The 16798-nt window shown below is 45.6% G+C and carries 11 protein-coding genes and 2 rRNA genes (1 of these 13 running past the window's edge); 3 read left to right on the top strand and 10 right to left on the bottom strand.

From position 1 onward, the window contains the following. Nucleotide 1 precedes the first annotated feature (1 nt). The 8 genes from MYF79_RS07205 to MYF79_RS07170 form a co-directional block, all read right to left on the bottom strand. Entirely contained in the window at nucleotides 2-2647 is a 2646-nt protein-coding gene (locus MYF79_RS07205) for a non-ribosomal peptide synthetase (protein ID WP_247813207.1), read from the bottom strand. Between the two features lie 313 nt (nucleotides 2648-2960). Further along, nucleotides 2961-3872: a helix-turn-helix domain-containing protein gene (locus MYF79_RS07200; RefSeq protein ID WP_247813206.1), complete on the bottom strand. Its 912-nt coding sequence runs from the start codon at nucleotides 3870-3872 to the stop codon at nucleotides 2961-2963. Between the two features lie 72 nt (nucleotides 3873-3944). Continuing rightward, nucleotides 3945-4667: an SDR family NAD(P)-dependent oxidoreductase gene (locus MYF79_RS07195; RefSeq protein WP_247813205.1), complete on the bottom strand. Its 723-nt coding sequence runs from the start codon at nucleotides 4665-4667 to the stop codon at nucleotides 3945-3947. 98 nt (nucleotides 4668-4765) lie between these two features. Next, on the bottom strand, nucleotides 4766-6151 hold the full coding sequence (mnmE, locus tag MYF79_RS07190) for a tRNA uridine-5-carboxymethylaminomethyl(34) synthesis GTPase MnmE (RefSeq protein WP_247813204.1): 1386 nt from the start codon (nucleotides 6149-6151) through the stop codon (nucleotides 4766-4768). A gap of 95 nt (nucleotides 6152-6246) precedes the next feature. Beyond that, the gene (locus MYF79_RS07185; protein ID WP_247813203.1) at nucleotides 6247-7083 is read right to left on the bottom strand and encodes an energy transducer TonB; all 837 of its coding nucleotides are present in this window, start codon (nucleotides 7081-7083) and stop codon (nucleotides 6247-6249) included. Nucleotides 7084-7123: 40 nt separating this feature from the next. Then, the gene (locus MYF79_RS07180; RefSeq protein ID WP_199657943.1) at nucleotides 7124-7717 is read right to left on the bottom strand and encodes an ExbD/TolR family protein; all 594 of its coding nucleotides are present in this window, start codon (nucleotides 7715-7717) and stop codon (nucleotides 7124-7126) included. Nucleotides 7718-7789: 72 nt separating this feature from the next. Beyond that, complete coding sequence (locus MYF79_RS07175; RefSeq protein ID WP_247813202.1) at nucleotides 7790-8434, bottom strand: ExbD/TolR family protein; 645 nt, start codon at nucleotides 8432-8434, stop codon at nucleotides 7790-7792. Nucleotides 8435-8504: 70 nt separating this feature from the next. Next, a complete protein-coding gene (locus tag MYF79_RS07170) occupies nucleotides 8505-9359 on the bottom strand; it encodes a MotA/TolQ/ExbB proton channel family protein (protein WP_247813201.1) in 855 nt (284 codons plus the stop codon). Between the two features lie 725 nt (nucleotides 9360-10084). Between MYF79_RS07170 and MYF79_RS07165 the strand changes: the two genes are divergently transcribed. From MYF79_RS07165 to MYF79_RS07155, 3 genes are all read left to right on the top strand, one after another. Continuing rightward, nucleotides 10085-12646: a zinc-dependent metalloprotease gene (locus MYF79_RS07165; RefSeq protein ID WP_247813200.1), complete on the top strand. Its 2562-nt coding sequence runs from the start codon at nucleotides 10085-10087 to the stop codon at nucleotides 12644-12646. A 151-nt stretch (nucleotides 12647-12797) separates the two neighbouring features. Continuing rightward, entirely contained in the window at nucleotides 12798-13820 is a 1023-nt protein-coding gene (locus MYF79_RS07160; protein ID WP_247813199.1) for a LacI family DNA-binding transcriptional regulator, read from the top strand. A 30-nt stretch (nucleotides 13821-13850) separates the two neighbouring features. Continuing rightward, a complete protein-coding gene (locus tag MYF79_RS07155) occupies nucleotides 13851-14666 on the top strand; it encodes a hypothetical protein (RefSeq protein WP_247813198.1) in 816 nt (271 codons plus the stop codon). Between the two features lie 65 nt (nucleotides 14667-14731). On the opposite strand, the gene rrf is transcribed toward MYF79_RS07155, so the two are convergent. Both rrf and MYF79_RS07145 read right to left on the bottom strand, forming a co-directional pair. Further along, nucleotides 14732-14843, bottom strand: a 5S ribosomal RNA gene (gene rrf, locus MYF79_RS07150). 124 nt (nucleotides 14844-14967) lie between these two features. Then, nucleotides 14968-16798: ribosomal RNA gene (locus MYF79_RS07145) — 23S ribosomal RNA — on the bottom strand (it continues 1047 nt past the right edge of the window).

Genomic DNA, 16798 nt, shown 5'->3' with positions numbered 1-16798 from the left:
TTTAAGTATCGGCGTCCGGTTTCATTCGCTTGTCAAGCAATTGCTGCAGCAAGATAGCAAAATCTTTATCATTGGGAGGCATCAGGAATGTCTTGTGGTTTCCTTTCACATTGTGCACAACAAGACCTTTCAATGCGTAAGGTTTCCATCCCAGGTAGATCGGATCATCGAGGAAATACAGGCGGGTATCTACGCGGAACAGGTCAATTACACAGGCATCGCAGGGCTGCATATGATACTTACGGTAGGCCGCTTCATATTTTTCATTGATCTTGTCTTCAGCACTGTCTACAGGCTGCGGATTCTGCAGTCCCATATAGACGGCAAACTCGTTGTATTTCCGCTGGAAAAAAGCCTGCTGATAGCGAAGCGTCTCCATCGGCTGCCGCATCAGGGAACCGGTTACAAACAGTAATTTGGGAAACTGACGTTTTATTTTCCTGATATACCTGGGCAATCCCGTCTCGAAATGCCCCCTGTTATAAGCATAGGTATCAAACATCGCCAGCATTTTCACCTGTTTGCCCATCGCTTGTAATTGCCTGGCCATTTCGAAGGCTACAATTCCCCCATATGAATATCCTGCCAGGGCGTACTTGTCCGTAAAGCCTTTTTCCAGTAATGCGGCAATGTACTCTGCCGCCATATCTTCCAGCGTTTCAAAAGGCTCATCCACTCCATTCAGCCCCTTCGACTGAAAACCGTATACGGGCTGGTCGGGATCTACGTTGCGGGCTATGTTATTGAACAGGAGCACATTCATGTCCAGCCCATTGACGATAAAGATGGGTGGTTTATTACCTGTTGGCTTTACAGGTACCAGCAGGTCCCAGGAAATAGACAGGTCGTCGAGCTCCAGTTGCCTGGCAAGCTTTTCCACCGTATTGGCGGTGAACAATCCGGCCAGCGGCAGGCGCTTTCCGGTTTCTCTTTCCAGCCTGGCCATGATCTGCATGGCAACGATAGATGTGCCTCCCAGTTCAAAGAAATCGTCCCGGATACCTACCTGGTCCACTTCCAACAGCTCAGCCCATATATCAGCGAGCAGTGTTTCCTGTTCAGTACGGGGAGCGATATATACCCTGTTCGCTTTTTCCATCTCCTGCCTCATCGCTTCCAGCGCGTTCCTGTCTACCTTACCGTTGGGAGATAAGGGGAAGGCGGGTAGTGTCACAAAGTTGCTGGGTATCATATATTCCGGCAGGGTAGTTCTCAGGGCCTGCTGCCATTGGGCGAACCGCGGGTGTTGATCTTTTTCGAGCACCACATAGGCTACCAGGCGTTCGTCTTTAGGCAGCACAACAACGTCCTTTATCCCTTTCTGTTTACCAAGGGTATGTTCAATTTCCCCCAATTCTATCCGGTAGCCCCTGATCTTGACCTGGTGGTCTATTCTACCGAGGCATTGGATCTCTCCGCCGTTTACGATCCTGCCGAGGTCACCCGTTTTGTACATGCGGGCGCCGGGAATATCTGAAAAAGGGTCGTCCATGAAGAGCTCTGCTGTCAGCTGGGGCCTGTTGAGATAGCCCTTCCCTACTCCCACGCCACCCATAAAGATCTCGCCGACAGTACCATCAGGCACCGGTTTTAGATAAGTATCCAGGATATAAACATGCATGTTGCATATAGGGCGTCCGACAGTAATGATCTCATCATCGGCATATATCCGCTTGTATGTAGCCCATACAGTAGTTTCGGTAGGGCCATACATATTCCACAAAGAGTCGCACTTTTCCAGTAGTCTTTCTGCCAGTCTTTTAGACAATGCCTCACCACCGATCAGTACTTTTATCGGAAGCCTCTCTTCCCACGACTCCAGCATCATTCTCCAGGTAGCCGGCGTGGCCTGCATAACAGTTACTTCCTCTTTTTTTACGATCTCCATCAATAACCGTGTATCCTTAGAGGTTTGTGCATCTGTCAGAATGATCTCTGCCCCTGTGATCAGCGGGAGGTATAATTCAAGGCCTGAAATATCAAAAGAAATAGTGGTAAGCGCCAGTACACGGTCGTTTTCATCCAGACCAGGTTCGTACTGCATTTCTACCAGGAAATTCACCAGTCCCCGTTGTGTGATCTGTGCACCTTTGGGTTTTCCTGTCGATCCGGAGGTGAATAATATGTACACCAGGTTGTCCATGTCGATGTCTATCTCCGGAGAGGAGGTAGCATATTGTTGTACCTGCCTGAGCAGATCCTGCATCAGGATTAGCTTGCCTTCATAGTGAAACCGGTTGCCATATTTTTCTTCGGTGATGAGAAAACCTGCCTTTGTGTCTTCCAGCATAAACTCAATCCGTGCCTGGGGATATTCAGGATCGAGGGGAACATAAGCAGCGCCTGATTTTATAATCGCCAGCAAGACTATGACCATTTCCGGAGAACGGTCGACAGCCAGGCCGACGATGCATCCTTGTTTGATGCCGTAATCGGCCAGCAGCCTTGTGAATTGGTTGACGGAATTATTTAATTTCTGATAAGTTATTGCGTAATCCCTGAAGCGTAACGCTACTTTATCGGGGTACAATGACGCTTTTTCATGGATAAGTTCTGGTAAAGAACGTAATTCCAGTGGATTTGAATTGCGATGGTCGTCCGATATGAGTATGGGATTGCGTTCAATTTTCTCTTGTCTATCCCACATAGGCCTTCAGAATGATATAGTACTGATTATATTCTTCAAACAAGGAAAAATGGAATTGGTTCAATATGTAAAAAAAACATATCTATATCCGATACTAATGTAAGTAAAAACCTCCCCAAAGATGCTAACGTGCAGATACCTCCTGATAGTATAAGTATTCAAAAAACGTTTGTCGCCAGCCGTGAAAATTGTACTGTCTGTAATATAAAAATACGAAACGGTGAACAATAGGAACATGGGAGAAACAGGATGAGTTACAGGCCCATCAGCAAACAGGCTTTGGGGGAAGATTGGCTTGGCAGGTGAGTGCCTGTCAGCTAAAAGAGGCCCTGAAGGCCAAAGGAGACATCTCTGTTTTCGACTTAAAAAACTTTCTGAATGATTGAGGGTGTTCAAAGCCTAATTCATAGGCAATTTCGTTGACTGATAGATTGGTTGTTGAAAGCCGCTCTTTCGCCACATCGATCAACTTGTTATGTATATGTTGTTGTGTGCTCTGGCCGGTAAGCGTTTTAAGCAGACCAGTCAGATAATTGGGCGAAATATTCAGTTTTTCGGATACAAACTGAACACCTGGAATGCCATTGGTAACCAGGTTTTCACTTTTAAAGCAAGCATCAAGCAATTGCTCTAATTTTTCCAGGATCTGATGATTACTGATCTTCCTCGTGATGAACTGCCGGTGGTAAAATCTGTCAGCATAATTCAGGAGCGCTTCAACATGAGATATTATTATCTGCTGACTGAATTTATCAATGTTGGTGTAATATTCCTGCCGGATATGCTCAATGATATTGTTGAGCGTTGTTTCTTCCCTGTCAGATAAAAACAAGGCTTCGTTTGTGGCATAACCAAAAAACTCATATTGTTTTATACCTTTTGCCAAAGAGGTATTCCAGAAAAAATCCGGATGGATCAGTAACATCCATCCGGATTTTTGCGGTTGTTCCCGTGGTACTTCTATATTAAAAACCTGGCCCGGTGCAATAAAGAACATCACGCCTTCATCAAAGTCATATTGCTGTTGTCCGTACCTGAATTTTACTGCCAGATCTCTTTTCAGAGAAATAGAATAAAAATCAAGTACCCAATTGATATTATTATTCTCAGGATAAAGTTTCACGTCTGCATAATTCACTACACTGATCAATGGATGCTCCGGTGGCTGGAGTCCTCTGACACGGTGAAACTCGGTGATTGATTTTAATCTCCGCACTTCTTTCATTGTAATGCGCAATTGAAGACAGCAATTTAATTATTCTTTCAACGTCTTTAGCGGGTTGTCATATCATCTCTTCTACCAGGGTACTTCACCCTCCTGGCGAAAGAACTTGCCTGTAGGTCCGTCTTCACCGATAGTCGCTAATCGTACAATAGGTTTGGCGCCTTCAGCTACAGTTTTGATTCCGGCGAAATTATTGAGGCCGGTAGCGGTAGAACCCGGCGTTACATTGTTGATCTTGAATTTTGTACCACGCATTTCATTTGCAAGGCTTACCGTAAAAGCATTCAGCGCAGTCTTGGTAGTGCCATACAGGTAATAGTTGTCCCAGTTAGGATTTCTGCCTTCGCTGGTCTGCATAGTGAGAGAGCCTAATTCACTGGATACATTGACGATGACCGGCAAGGGAGCCTTTTTTAACAAGGGCAGGAAATACTGCGTGGTTTGAATAGCACCGAAATAGTTGGTATCGAAGGTTTCTTTTATTGTGGCAATATCGCAAGCCGATATGTTCTGTAGCTGCGGGCCGGCAATAGCCGCGTTGTTGATCAGTATGTCGAGTGCTTCTACTTTTGATTGAAGGATGGCAGCAGCATTCCTGACCGAATCCAGATCTGATACATCGATTTTCAGCAATGCTATATTGGTGATCCCTTCGTTCTTAAGTTGATTGATGGCAGCAAGGCCGTTCTGTTCGTCCCTGCTTCCGAGGTAAACATAATACCCCAGCTGAGCCATTTGTTTTGCAACTTCAAAGCCAATACCCTTGTTGGCGCCAGTTATCAATACATGTTTCATGTTTTCAGATTTTTGCCTTTTTTGATAAGGCAAAGTTCTTTGTTCATGAGCAGTCTGCTGTCGCCAATTCTATGATTATTGATGCCAGATCTACGGTCCTACTTTCCGATACAGAACTTACTAAAAATGAAATCCAGCTGATCTTCGTTCGTGATCTGCCCGGTGATCTCTCCAAGGTAATGCAGGCATCTTCTGATATCAAGTGCCAGCAAGTCTCCGGGCAACTGGTTGTCTAATCCGGCCCTTACGTCCTGCAGGGCTTTCAGTACCTCCTGCAAGGCGGCATAATGGCGTGCATTTGTTACGATAGTGTCTTCGGTGTTGATATCGCCGCTCATTACTTTCTGTACAAGGCGGTCTTTCAGTTCCTGGATGTGTTCATGTTGCCTGGCAGAAATGAACAGAATGCCGGCTATGCCGGCAAATTTCGCGGTTGCCGCGGGCTGTCCTGCAATATCTGTCTTATTGCCTATGAGCAGGTAATTGACGCCTTCCTGTTCGAATATGGCGACCTGTGCCTGAAGGTCGGCCAGCGAAGTTTCATTTACATCAAACAGGTACAGCACAACACCCGCTTCCCTGATCTTCTCCATTGTTTTCTGTACCCCGATACTCTCAATAACATCAGCGCTTTCCCGGATACCGGCCGTATCAATAAGGCGGAACAGCACTCCCTGTATATTCAGTACTTCTTCTATGGTGTCCCGTGTGGTACCTGCGATGTCACTGACAATTGCCCTGTTTTCATTCAGGAGTGTATTGAGCAATGTAGATTTGCCGGCATTGGGCTTACCCACGATGGCGGTATTAACGCCGTTCTTGATCACGTTGCCCATACGGAAGGAATCTACCAGGTGTTTCACTACTTCGCCTGCTTCATTGATCAAACGGTACAATTGGGTACGGTCGGCAAACTCGACGTCTTCCTGGCTAAAATCAAGTTCGAGCTCGATCAATGCAGAAAAACTGATCAGTTGCTCCCTGAGGGCATGTAATTCCTTTGAAAATCCACCTCTCATTTGCTGCATAGCAGTCTGATGACTGGCGGCAGAATTACTGGCAATAAGGTCTGCAACAGATTCTGCCTGGGTAAGGTCCAGTTTACCGTTGAGGAATGCCCGCATGGTATACTCGCCAGGCTTAGCCATTCTGGCCCCGGCATGAATACAGGCGTCGATGATCTGTTGCTGGATATAGGGAGAACCATGGCAGGAGATTTCAACAATATCTTCCCCGGTATAGGAACGGGGCGCTTTATAAAGGCTTACGACTACTTCATCGATAGTGCGGCCGTTTTCGACTATAGATCCGAAATGAAGCGTGTGGCCGGGCTGCTGATGCAGGTCTTTTGCCGGGAACAATTTATTACAGATATCGATAGCTTTTGTCCCATTCAGGCGGATCACTGCAATGGCTCCTATTCCGGGCGCTGTAGCCAATGCTACTATCGTATCATCGTATCCTGTAAGATTATTCCCTAGCATAACATTCTAATTCAGGCAGCAATATACCCAATAAATAAAAAATCCCAGTCCCGGCTGTACCGGTACTGGGATTTAAGATAATATCCTTAGATCTGCTACTCTTGTAAAGTAAAGCGGATTGGCAGGTTGAACTGTACAGACACCTGACGGCCGTTCTGTTTACCAGCTTTCCATTTAGGCATTATTTTTACCACACGGATCGCTTCTTCTTCCAGACCACCGCCTTTTGCAGCGCCTACAGTTTTTACATCTTTGATGTTACCTTCAGAATCTACTACGAACTGTACGAACACAGTACCTGAGATCGCATTTTCCTGCGCTACGCGAGGATAGTGAATGTTTTTGCTCAGGAACTTAGCCAGCGCTTCCTCACCACCGGGGAAGGTAGGCGGCTGTTCTACGAATGTAAAGATCTCTTCTTTCGGAGGAGGAGGAGGGGCCTCTACCACACCGGTACCTTTACTGTCTTCCAGCAATCCCGGGTCGATACCGTTAGGATCACCTTCTACAGTTTTAGTACTGATCGCCTTATTTTCAATTTCCTTGATTTTTGGCGGTACTTCATCTTCTGGTACTTCTTCATCCTTCTTAATTACAGGAGGAGTGAACTGTACGGAAGGTTTTACCGGAGGTGGCGGAGCAGGTGGAGGTGGAGGCGGAGGTGGAGTTTTCGGATCGTCCGGAAGCTTCACATCCTCCATCTTAATCTGCTCTATAACAGGCTTCTTCGGGTTCTCACTTTCAACCTTGAGTATGTAGTTATTAATTGCATAACCCGCGATAACAAGCAACATCAGTGCAGCACTTCCGATTACGGAGTTGCGTACCCTTTTGTCGTACTGTCGTCTGAGGTCATAAGCCCCATATTCTTTATTCCTGTTCTCAAACAGGATATCCAGAAAATCGGACTTTAAGATTTTAGCGGTATCCATTGTTTAAATTTTAAGGATGGATGCAAAAGTTAGTTGTCAATTACTTCGAGCCACCGCCGTTAGCTGCTTCAGTCTGACGGATCCAGGTTTTATCCTGATCGCTGATGTCAACCGTTGCGTAACGTTGAATACGGTTTATAGCCATTTCGTCCAGAATGTCAACGAAATCCTTGTATGTAGCGTCATCATCAGCTTTAATGATCACCACTACATCTTCAGGTTCGCCTTTTGCATTTCTCGCTTTAGCAACCTCATCCCGCTTTTTAATAATTACGTCTCTGATTCCCCCTTTATTTGCAAAGGTGGTCGCCTTGAAAAAATCAGGATTGGCTGATGCATTCGGGTCTTGCGCCAAACCTTCGTAATAATATACCCGGTCTTTTTTTCCAAGCAGTATAGTGAGGGCAGTACTTTCTTTTACTTTGTTCTGCTCTTTTTCATCCTTAGTATCCTTCGGCATGATCAGGTCCATTGTCTTGGGCTTGCTCATGGTTGTAGTCAACATGAAGAATGTGATCAGCAGAAAGCCAAGATCCACCATCGGAGTCATGTCTACGCGTGTAGACTGCTTCTTTGATTTCGTACCCTGGTGTTTGCCTTTACCGCCACTACTGCTGGTATCCATTTCTGCCATAGTAGCTCTTTTTTAAAGTTGTCAATAGCAACTCAGCGCCGCAGCGCCGCCTGCTGTTTACTTTTAAATTGCTTAGTGTTCATCACGAGCTTCCGCTGCTGCCGTTCCGGGAGGTGGTGCCTCCAGATTCGTAACCAGGTTCAGCTTCTGAATCTTCTTTTCTTTGAAGGTATCCAGGATGTCCTTAATCTTAGGATAAGGAGTTTGGTTATCAGCTTTCACGCAGTACTGTAGTCTTGGATTTCCACCCTGTGCAGACCTTGCATACTCGATCCATACCGCAACTTCATTATTGGCTGAGTCACTTGGAATACCTACTTCCAGACCTGCTTTCTTACGCTCTTCCGGTTTCATGGAGAGATAAGATTTCAGGTTCTTGATTTCAGTACCAACGCTGGCGCCGATGATAAAGTTGTTCATTTCCTTGTCAGTCAGTCCGAGCTTATACTGCGAATTCAGATCCTGAATCAGTTGCTGCCTTTTGGGCTGACCATCCATACTGAAGAATACTCTACCGTCCTTATCAACTGTCAGCATGATCACATCAGAATCCGGCAGCAGTTTGGTATTGATGGAGGATGGAGTAACCACAGTTACCGGCTCGTCTGGTTTAAATTTAGTAGCCAGCATGAAGAAAGTGAGCAGCAAGAAAGCCACGTCACACATCGCGGTCATGTCAACCAGCGTGCTCTTCCTGGGCATTTTAACTTTAGGCATCTTTACTCCTTTTTTGGTTTACTTTATATAGATTCAAAACTGCTAGTTTTCCATACAAATAATTAAAAAATTATTTGTGGTTTGCAGCGAAGCTCTGAGTTAAAGTAAAACCAGATTCGTCGATTGCATAAGTGATGCCATCGATATTGGTGGTAAAGAAGTTATACATGATGATTGCGATAGCGGAAGTACCGATACCCAGAGCGGTGTTGATCAACGCTTCAGAGATACCTAACGCCAGTTTGGATGAATCTGGAGCACCGGAAGCAGACATCGCAGAGAAGGATTTGATCATACCCAATACTGTACCGAACAGACCTAACAGGGTTGCTACTGAAGCGATAGTGGACAGGAACACCAGGTTCTTTTCCATCATAGGCAGTTCCAGTGCAGTTGTTTCTTCGATCTCATTCTTGATGGTCAGGATCTTCTGCTCAGTATCCAGCTCAGTGTTTGTGATCATTTCTTTGTACTTCTTCAGACCAGCTTTCATTACATTACCTACAGAACCTTTCTGTTTGTCACACTCAGCCAGCGCTGCGTCTACGTTTTTGTTAGCCAGGTGGAACTGAACTCTTCTTACCAGGTCAGCACCGCTAAACTTACCTTTAGCTTTGCTGATATACAGGAAACGCTCAATTACGAAAGTGATACAGATCAATAATACAGAAATAAGAATAGGTACAATAGCACCACCCTGATAAACTGTTGCGAACCATTTTCCGATACCTTCTTCAACTGGATGCGCGCCTACGATACCGCCCTGGAAGTTACCTGGATTACCAAGTACGAACAGATAAAAGGTAACACCTATAACTATACAGATAGGTACAGCCAGCATTGCAAATACGTTGGATGACTTTTTAGCTTGATGAGAAGTTGCTTTGGCAGAACCTGCAGTCACAGTTGTTTTAGTCTCAGCCATGTTGATTGAATTTTAGTGTTAAAGATTAAACTATTGTTTTTTGTTATTTCTGCAATATAAATACGTGATTCGCAAAGTTATACGGTTGACCCAAAAAAACAAGTGCAGCTCTCAAAATCTCACAAAATTTAACGCTCGCGCCGAAAGCCGCCAGCAGCCGGCCTTACCATCCTGTTTTATTGAGCATACACTTTAATTGTCAAATGCAACCTATATCAAATAAATGGGTTACGCCCCTTATGATTACTATCCTTAGAACTTGAAATTTATTGATTTTTTTCAAAGTTGGACGCACAATTTAAGAAATTTTTTAAATGTTCCAACAGAAATTTTCCGACGTCTTTTTTTCTGCTATCCCGCTACCATCCGCACTTTGCGTCACTTTTCACTTCCTTTAGTGTCATTCTAACGCTACACTATTACAGTGATTTACATATCCGTTTCACCTTATTCAACGTGGAATATAAACGTCATAAATTAGTGAAAACCGTTTGTAATGGCGCTACTGCCGCATTTCATTCACCCTGTAATATAAGCATAAAAGATACCATATCAACAAATTTATTCATAGACGGCACTTGCATCTCCCTACCCCTATATGTCCCTCATTTTCCCCCGCTCCATTCCTGTAACATTTTAAGCGCTCATGGAATTCCCCGATAAGTTACTGCTTAATATGTGTATTTTCAACACCTACCTGCCTAAAATCTGGTTATTAGAAGCAAATGAACAAACACTTTATCCGTACCATGGCCCTTACAAGCGCAGGTACGCTACTGTTAATGCTGACTATCAATCCACTGTCAGCGCAAAAGAGAAAGAAGACCGAGCAACAACCCATTGCAGCTAAAGATTCAACCGTCCGTCCGCCTATGCCTGCCAAAAGCAGTCCTAAAACCGCGCCGAAGAAATTCGGGGAGGTGATCACTTCCGCCGCCATTGCAGATTCCGGTCTGTTCAATATTTATAAACAGGACGACAAGGTATTCTTCGAGATCGCTGATTCCCTGCTGGGCAGAGACATACTCGTCGTAAACCGTATCTCCAAATCAGCCGCCGGCCTGCGCTCTTCCATGATGGGATACAGCGGTGATGAAATAGGAGAAAATGTCATCCGCTTTGAAAAAGGCCCGAACAACAGGATCTTCCTGAAAAACATCTCCTACACTGAGATCTCGAAAGATTCCAGTCAACCAATGTTTAACGCTGTAATGAATTCCAATATACAACCTATTGCAGCTGCGTTTGACATTAAGGCAATATCCGATAAAGGCAATAGCTCGGTTATTGATCTGACTGACTATATACAAGGCGATAACGAGATCCTCTTTTTTGATACCCGTGTTAAGACCGGTCTGAAACTCGGCGCCGTACAACAGGATAAATCCTATATAGTTGACGTCAAATCTTATCCGATCAATACGGAGATCAAAACCGTTAAGACATACTCAAAATCAGGTGGACAGTCCGGTCCGGGCGCCCCAGTATCGGGCGGAAATGCTACACTTGAACTCAACTCTTCCATGATACTGCTCCCCGCAGTGCCCATGCAATCCCGGTATTTTGACCCGCGGGTTGGTTTCTTTACCACCTCAGTAACTGATTTCGACCTGGACCCACAAGGCGTCAAACGCCTCTCTATGGTCACCCGCTGGCGCCTCGAACCCAAGCCGGAAGACCTGGAAAAATACAACCGTGGAGAACTCGTAGAGCCGGTTAAACCTATTATCTTTTACATTGATCCGGCAACGCCTAAAAAGTGGGTACCATACCTTATTCAGGGCGTTAATGACTGGCAGGCGGCCTTCGAAAAAGCGGGCTTTAAGAACGCCATCGTGGCAAAGGTGGCCCCTACCCGTGAACAGGATTCTACCTGGAGCCTTGAAGATGCCCGGTTCTCAGCTATCGTATATAAACCTTCCGATATTCCTAATGCCAGCGGCCCTCACATTCATGATCCCCGCTCCGGAGAGATCATGGAAAGCCATATCAACTGGTATCACAACGTTATGCGCCTGCTGCGCAACTGGTACTTTGTACAATGTGCGCCGACTGATCCCCGGGCCCGGAAAATGCAGTTTGATGACCAGCTGATGGGAGAACTCATCAGATTTGTGTCTTCCCATGAAGTAGGTCATACACTTGGCCTCCGCCATAACTTCGGATCCAGTTCTGCCTACCCTGTTGAGAAACTGAGAGATAAAGCCTGGGTAAAAGAAAATGGACACGCTCCTTCCATCATGGACTATGCCCGCTTCAACTACATTGCACAACCTGAAGATGGTATTACAGGAAGCGATCTCTATCCCCGCATTAATTTCTACGACAAATGGGCTATTGAATGGGGTTATCGCCTGATACCCGGTGCAAAAAATCCGGAAGAAGAGAAGGCTACCCTGAATAAATGGACCATCGAAAAATTAAAAGACAAGAGATACTGGTTCGGTACTGAGATAAATCCGGACGATCCAAGGTCGCAGAATGAAGACCTTGGCGACAATGCAATGAAAGCGGGCGTTTATGGTATTAAGAACCTGCAGCGTATTATACCGAATCTTCTCACCTGGACCAAAGAAGAGAATGAAGGATACGCGAATCTTACAGAACTCTATCGCGAGGTGAACACCCAGTTCGGCAGGTACCTGGGCCATGTTGCCAAGAACATCGGAGGCATCTATGAGACACCTAAAACAGTAGAGCAGGAAGGCGGCGTTTATGAAGCAGTTCCGAAAAATATTCAGCAGGAAGCCGTACTGTTCCTCAACGAGCAGATATTTACAACACCTAAGTGGTTGTTGAATAAAGACATCCTTTCCCGCACCGGAAACAATGCCACAGCTATCATCAGTGCCCGTCAGACGCCTGTACTGGACAGGATCCTGAGTGCTACGACCCTGACCAAATTAATCAACAATGAAGCCAATGATGGCCCCGAAAGCTACCAGGCAAGCAGCTTCCTCAATGATGTGAAAAAAGGCGTCTTCAGTGAAATATATACGCGGAAGAATATCGACGTTTTCCGCCGTAACCTGCAGAAATCATATGTTCAGCATATCATACAACTGCTGTCTGCAGGCGATTCCCAGTCTGGTAATCCTATGATGATCATGTACGGGATACAACCCGCAGATCCTACCAAGTCTGATGTCAGCAGCATTGCACGCGCTCACCTGGTATCACTCCGTGCCGATATCCGTGCTGCCGCTGCAGCAGTCCAGGATCCTTTAAGCCGTTATCATCTTACGGATCTGACAGAGAGAATCTCGCAGGCACTGGAACCTAAATAATAATTTCTTTTTATCGTAATGAGGAAGGCCCGGTAATACCGGGCCTTCCTCATTTTTATGTGATAATATTTAACTCTATGGAAATAATGATGTTGCTTCTTATTAAAGTTGCTCAATATATCGCTATATTTATATACTGAACCTCAAGAATGTGAAAGAACGAAGTACCAAGATCACTATTTACGACATTGCCAGAGTGCTTAATTTATCTGCTTCCACGGTGTCGAGAGCATTGCAGAACAATAAACTGATCAACCAGGAAACCAGGGATAAAGTACGGCAGACAGCCACTGAAATGGGCTATGTTCCAAACTGGATTGCATCCAGCTTGCGAAGGAACCGTTCCAATATCATAGGATTGATAGTCCCGCGTACTTCCATGTATTTTCAAAGTACAGCGATCAGTGGCATTCAGCATGAAGCGCACAGATATGGCTTCAGCATTGTGATAGGCCAATCGGATGATACGCTTGAAATGGAAAAGGAATTAGTAAACACCTTCTTTTCCCTGCGTGTAGACGGATTACTGGCAGTATCGTCCATGTTCACAACTACCTACGAGCACTTCACACCTTTTATTAAAAACAATATACCACTTGTATTCTATGATCGTGTTCCCGCCGACTTTGCAGGGTATACTATCACCGGAGATGACTTCAGGGGAGGTTTTCTTGCCACCGAGCATCTCATCAAACAAGGCTGTAAACGCATCGCGCACTTCTCCGGTACACTAACCTGTAACCTTTATCAGCAACGTCTCCGTGGCTATAAGGCTGCGCTGGAGAAATATGATATCCCTTTCGATGAACAGTTACTGTACGTTCATAACCTGACATCAGAAGCCGCTACTATTGCCTCCAAAGAGCTACTATCCAAAGAACAGTGTCCTGATGGCCTGTTTGCCGCAAACGATACTTCTGCCGTAGCATTTATACAGGAGGCAAAGCGGCAGCACGTTGCCGTTCCGGGAGATATTAAAGTAGTAGGATATTCAAATGACCAGTCGTCAAGGATCATTACGCCTGCGCTTACGACAATAGAGCAATCAGGATACGAGATGGGACAAAAAGCGATAGATACGATCATAAAGCTGATCAACTATGGCGATACTATGAAAATCACTAAACACTTTGTATTCCCCGTTGAATTGATAGAACGGGAATCCAGCCAGTAAAATCCAAATTACCTAAACCTAATATGTTATATGCGAAATTGTCTCAACCTGACGATGCTGGCCTCTTGCTGCGTCCTCACCTTCACTGCGTGTAATCAGCATATCTATGTCCCGAATACCGTCAACGAACCATTATTAAAAGAAAAACATGAATTCAAAGGAAGTGTCTCACCAAGCAACTTTCAGACAGCCTTTGCGCTTACTGACCATATTGGGGTGATGGCCAATGGCCAGTATGTATATGACTTCCTGGATAGTGGCAATGACGACGGAGGCTCAGATGTCATTGTAGACAGCGATACAAGAGGAGGCGTAATAGAAGGCGCTATAGGCTATTTTACGCCCCTGGATTCCAAGAAAAGAATGGTCTTTGATGTGTATGCCGGTTATGGACGGGGAAGCTTTAAAACGCTTTCAGATGACTATACAAGTAGTACCAACAGGGTGATAAATGACTACCTGCTCAGAACATATTTCAACAAGTACTTCATCCAGCCAGGCATCGGGCTGTCCCATCCTGTGATTGAGGCAGCATTTACCTCCCGGCTTTCCCTGGTAAAGTTCAATAACCTCTACGCGGGGGCCAAAGCATTTGAAACGGACTCTTCAAGAAGAGCAAACTACATGAGCATTGGCAATAAAGTACAGCCTTTTTATGAACCTGCATTTACCTTCCGCGTCGGGTACAAATACGTAAAATTCCAGATGCAGCTGATGTTCTCTGTGCCCTTAAACGATTCAAAGTATGGAGGGTATGATATCGACGATTATTTTCAGCCTGTGGCATTGAACATGGGGGTGTCCGTCAATATTGCGCACTGGTATGATGATTGGAAGAAAAAATAAGGGCCTGTTGAACAGGCATAAAATAAAAAAGCTCCGAGACGTCTGTCCGGAGCTTTTTTAAATAAATATGGCAGCTACCTACTCTCCCGCATGATAGTGCAGTACCATCGGCCATGAGGGGCTTAACTTCTCTGTTCGGAATGGGAAGAGGTGAACACCCTCGGCATAACCACCATAAGATCTTTACTATATTAGAATGATCTTCGTCTTTTGAGTCAGCACTATTTCAGCGATTGATCTGACTCCAGACTTGCAATAAGATACATATTGGGAAAGTCGTAATAGTTTATCACAAAAAATAAAATTAAAGCTTACGGGCAATTAGTACTACTCGGCTTCGATGTTACCACCCTTACACCTGTAGCCTATCAACGTCGTAGTCTCCGACGGCCCTTAAAAGTAAACTCATCTTGAGGTTGGTTTCACGCTTAGATGCTTTCAGCGTTTATCCTTTCCGTACATAGCTACTCAGCACTGCACCTGGCGGCACAACTGATACACCAGCGGTACGTACGACCCGGTCCTCTCGTACTAAGGTCATGTCCTCGCAATTTACTAACGATCACAACAGATAGGGACCGAACTGTCTTGCGACGTTCTGAACCCAGTTCACGTGCCACTTTAATCGGCGAACAGCCGAACCCTTGGGACCTTCTCCAGCCCCAGGATGTGACGAACCGACATCGAGGTGCCAAACCTCCCCGTCGATATGAGCTCTTGGGGGAGATCAGCCTGTTATCCCCGGAGTACCTTTTATCCTTTGAGCGATGGCCCTTCCATACAGAACCACCGGATCACTTTAGCCAGCTTTCGCTCCTGCTCGGCTTGTCGGCCTCACAGTCAAGCACCCTTTTACTAATGCGCTCTGCGTACGATTACCAACCGTACTGAGGGTACCTTTGCGAGCCTCCGTTACTTTTTAGGAGGCGACCACCCCAGTCAAACTACCCACCAAACAATGTCCCTGTCTCCAGGTTAGACTCTAAACAACAGAAGGTTGGTATTTCAACGTTGACTCCACAACTCCTGGCGAAGCTGCTTCATAGTCTCCCAACTATCCTACACATCTGTTGTTCAAAATCAATGTTAAGTTGTAGTGAAGGTTCACGGGGTCTTTCCGTCCCGTTGCGATTAACCGGCATCTTCACCGATACTACAATTTCACCGAGCTCGTGGTAGAGACAGTGTCCAACTCATTAGACCATTCGTGCAGGTCGGAACTTACCCGACAAGGAATTTCGCTACCTTAGGACCGTTATAGTTACGGCCGCCGTTTACTGGGGCTTCAGTCAGAAGCTTTGGCTTGCGCCGAACATCCTTCCTTAACCTTCCAGCACCGGGCAGGTATCAGGCTCTATACGTCATCTTTCGATTTTGCAGGGCCCTGTGTTTTTGTTAAACAGTTGGTTGGACCATTTTACTGAGACTGCATCACTGCAGTACGCCTTATCCCGAAGTTACAGCGTCAATTTGCCTAGTTCCTTTACCACGGATCACTCGAGCGCCTGAGGATATTCTCCTCGACTACCTGTGTCGGTTTACGGTACGGGCTGCTATAACCGAACCTTAGAGGTTTTTCTTGGAAGTCTGATTAGGGACATTATCAGCGCGGCCGAAGCTTTGCTGTACTATCAGGTTCATCATCCCGTGCGGATTTGCCTACACAGAATATAACTACCCCCTTTAACGCACTATTCCGTAAGTGCGCAGTCCTTTCACTACTCCGTTACCCCATCGAAATTATAGCAGGTACTGGAATATTCACCAGTTTGCCATCAGCTACGCCTCTCGGCTTTGCCTAAGGACCCGACTAACCCTGATCCGATTAGCGTTGATCAGGAACCCTTAGTCTTACGGCGAATAGGTTTTTCACCTATTTTATCGTTACTTATGCCTACATTTTCTTTTCTAAACGCTCCAGCATACCTCGCGATACACCTTCAATGCAGTTTAGAATGCTCCCCTACCGATACACCACCTAGTGGCGATCCTAAAGCTTCGGTTGTATGTTTGATGCCCGATTATTTTCCGTGCTCAAACCCTCGACCAGTGAGCTGTTACGCACTCTTTAAATGAATGGCTGCTTCCAAGCCAACATCCTGGCTGTTATAGGATTTGAACTTCGTTTGTTC

It is taken from the genome of Chitinophaga filiformis (genome assembly GCF_023100805.1).
GTDB classification, from domain to species: Bacteria; Bacteroidota; Bacteroidia; order Chitinophagales; family Chitinophagaceae; genus Chitinophaga; species Chitinophaga filiformis_B.
Note: the sequence above shows the minus strand (reverse complement) of the source record. Positions and strands in the feature narration are given on the sequence as shown.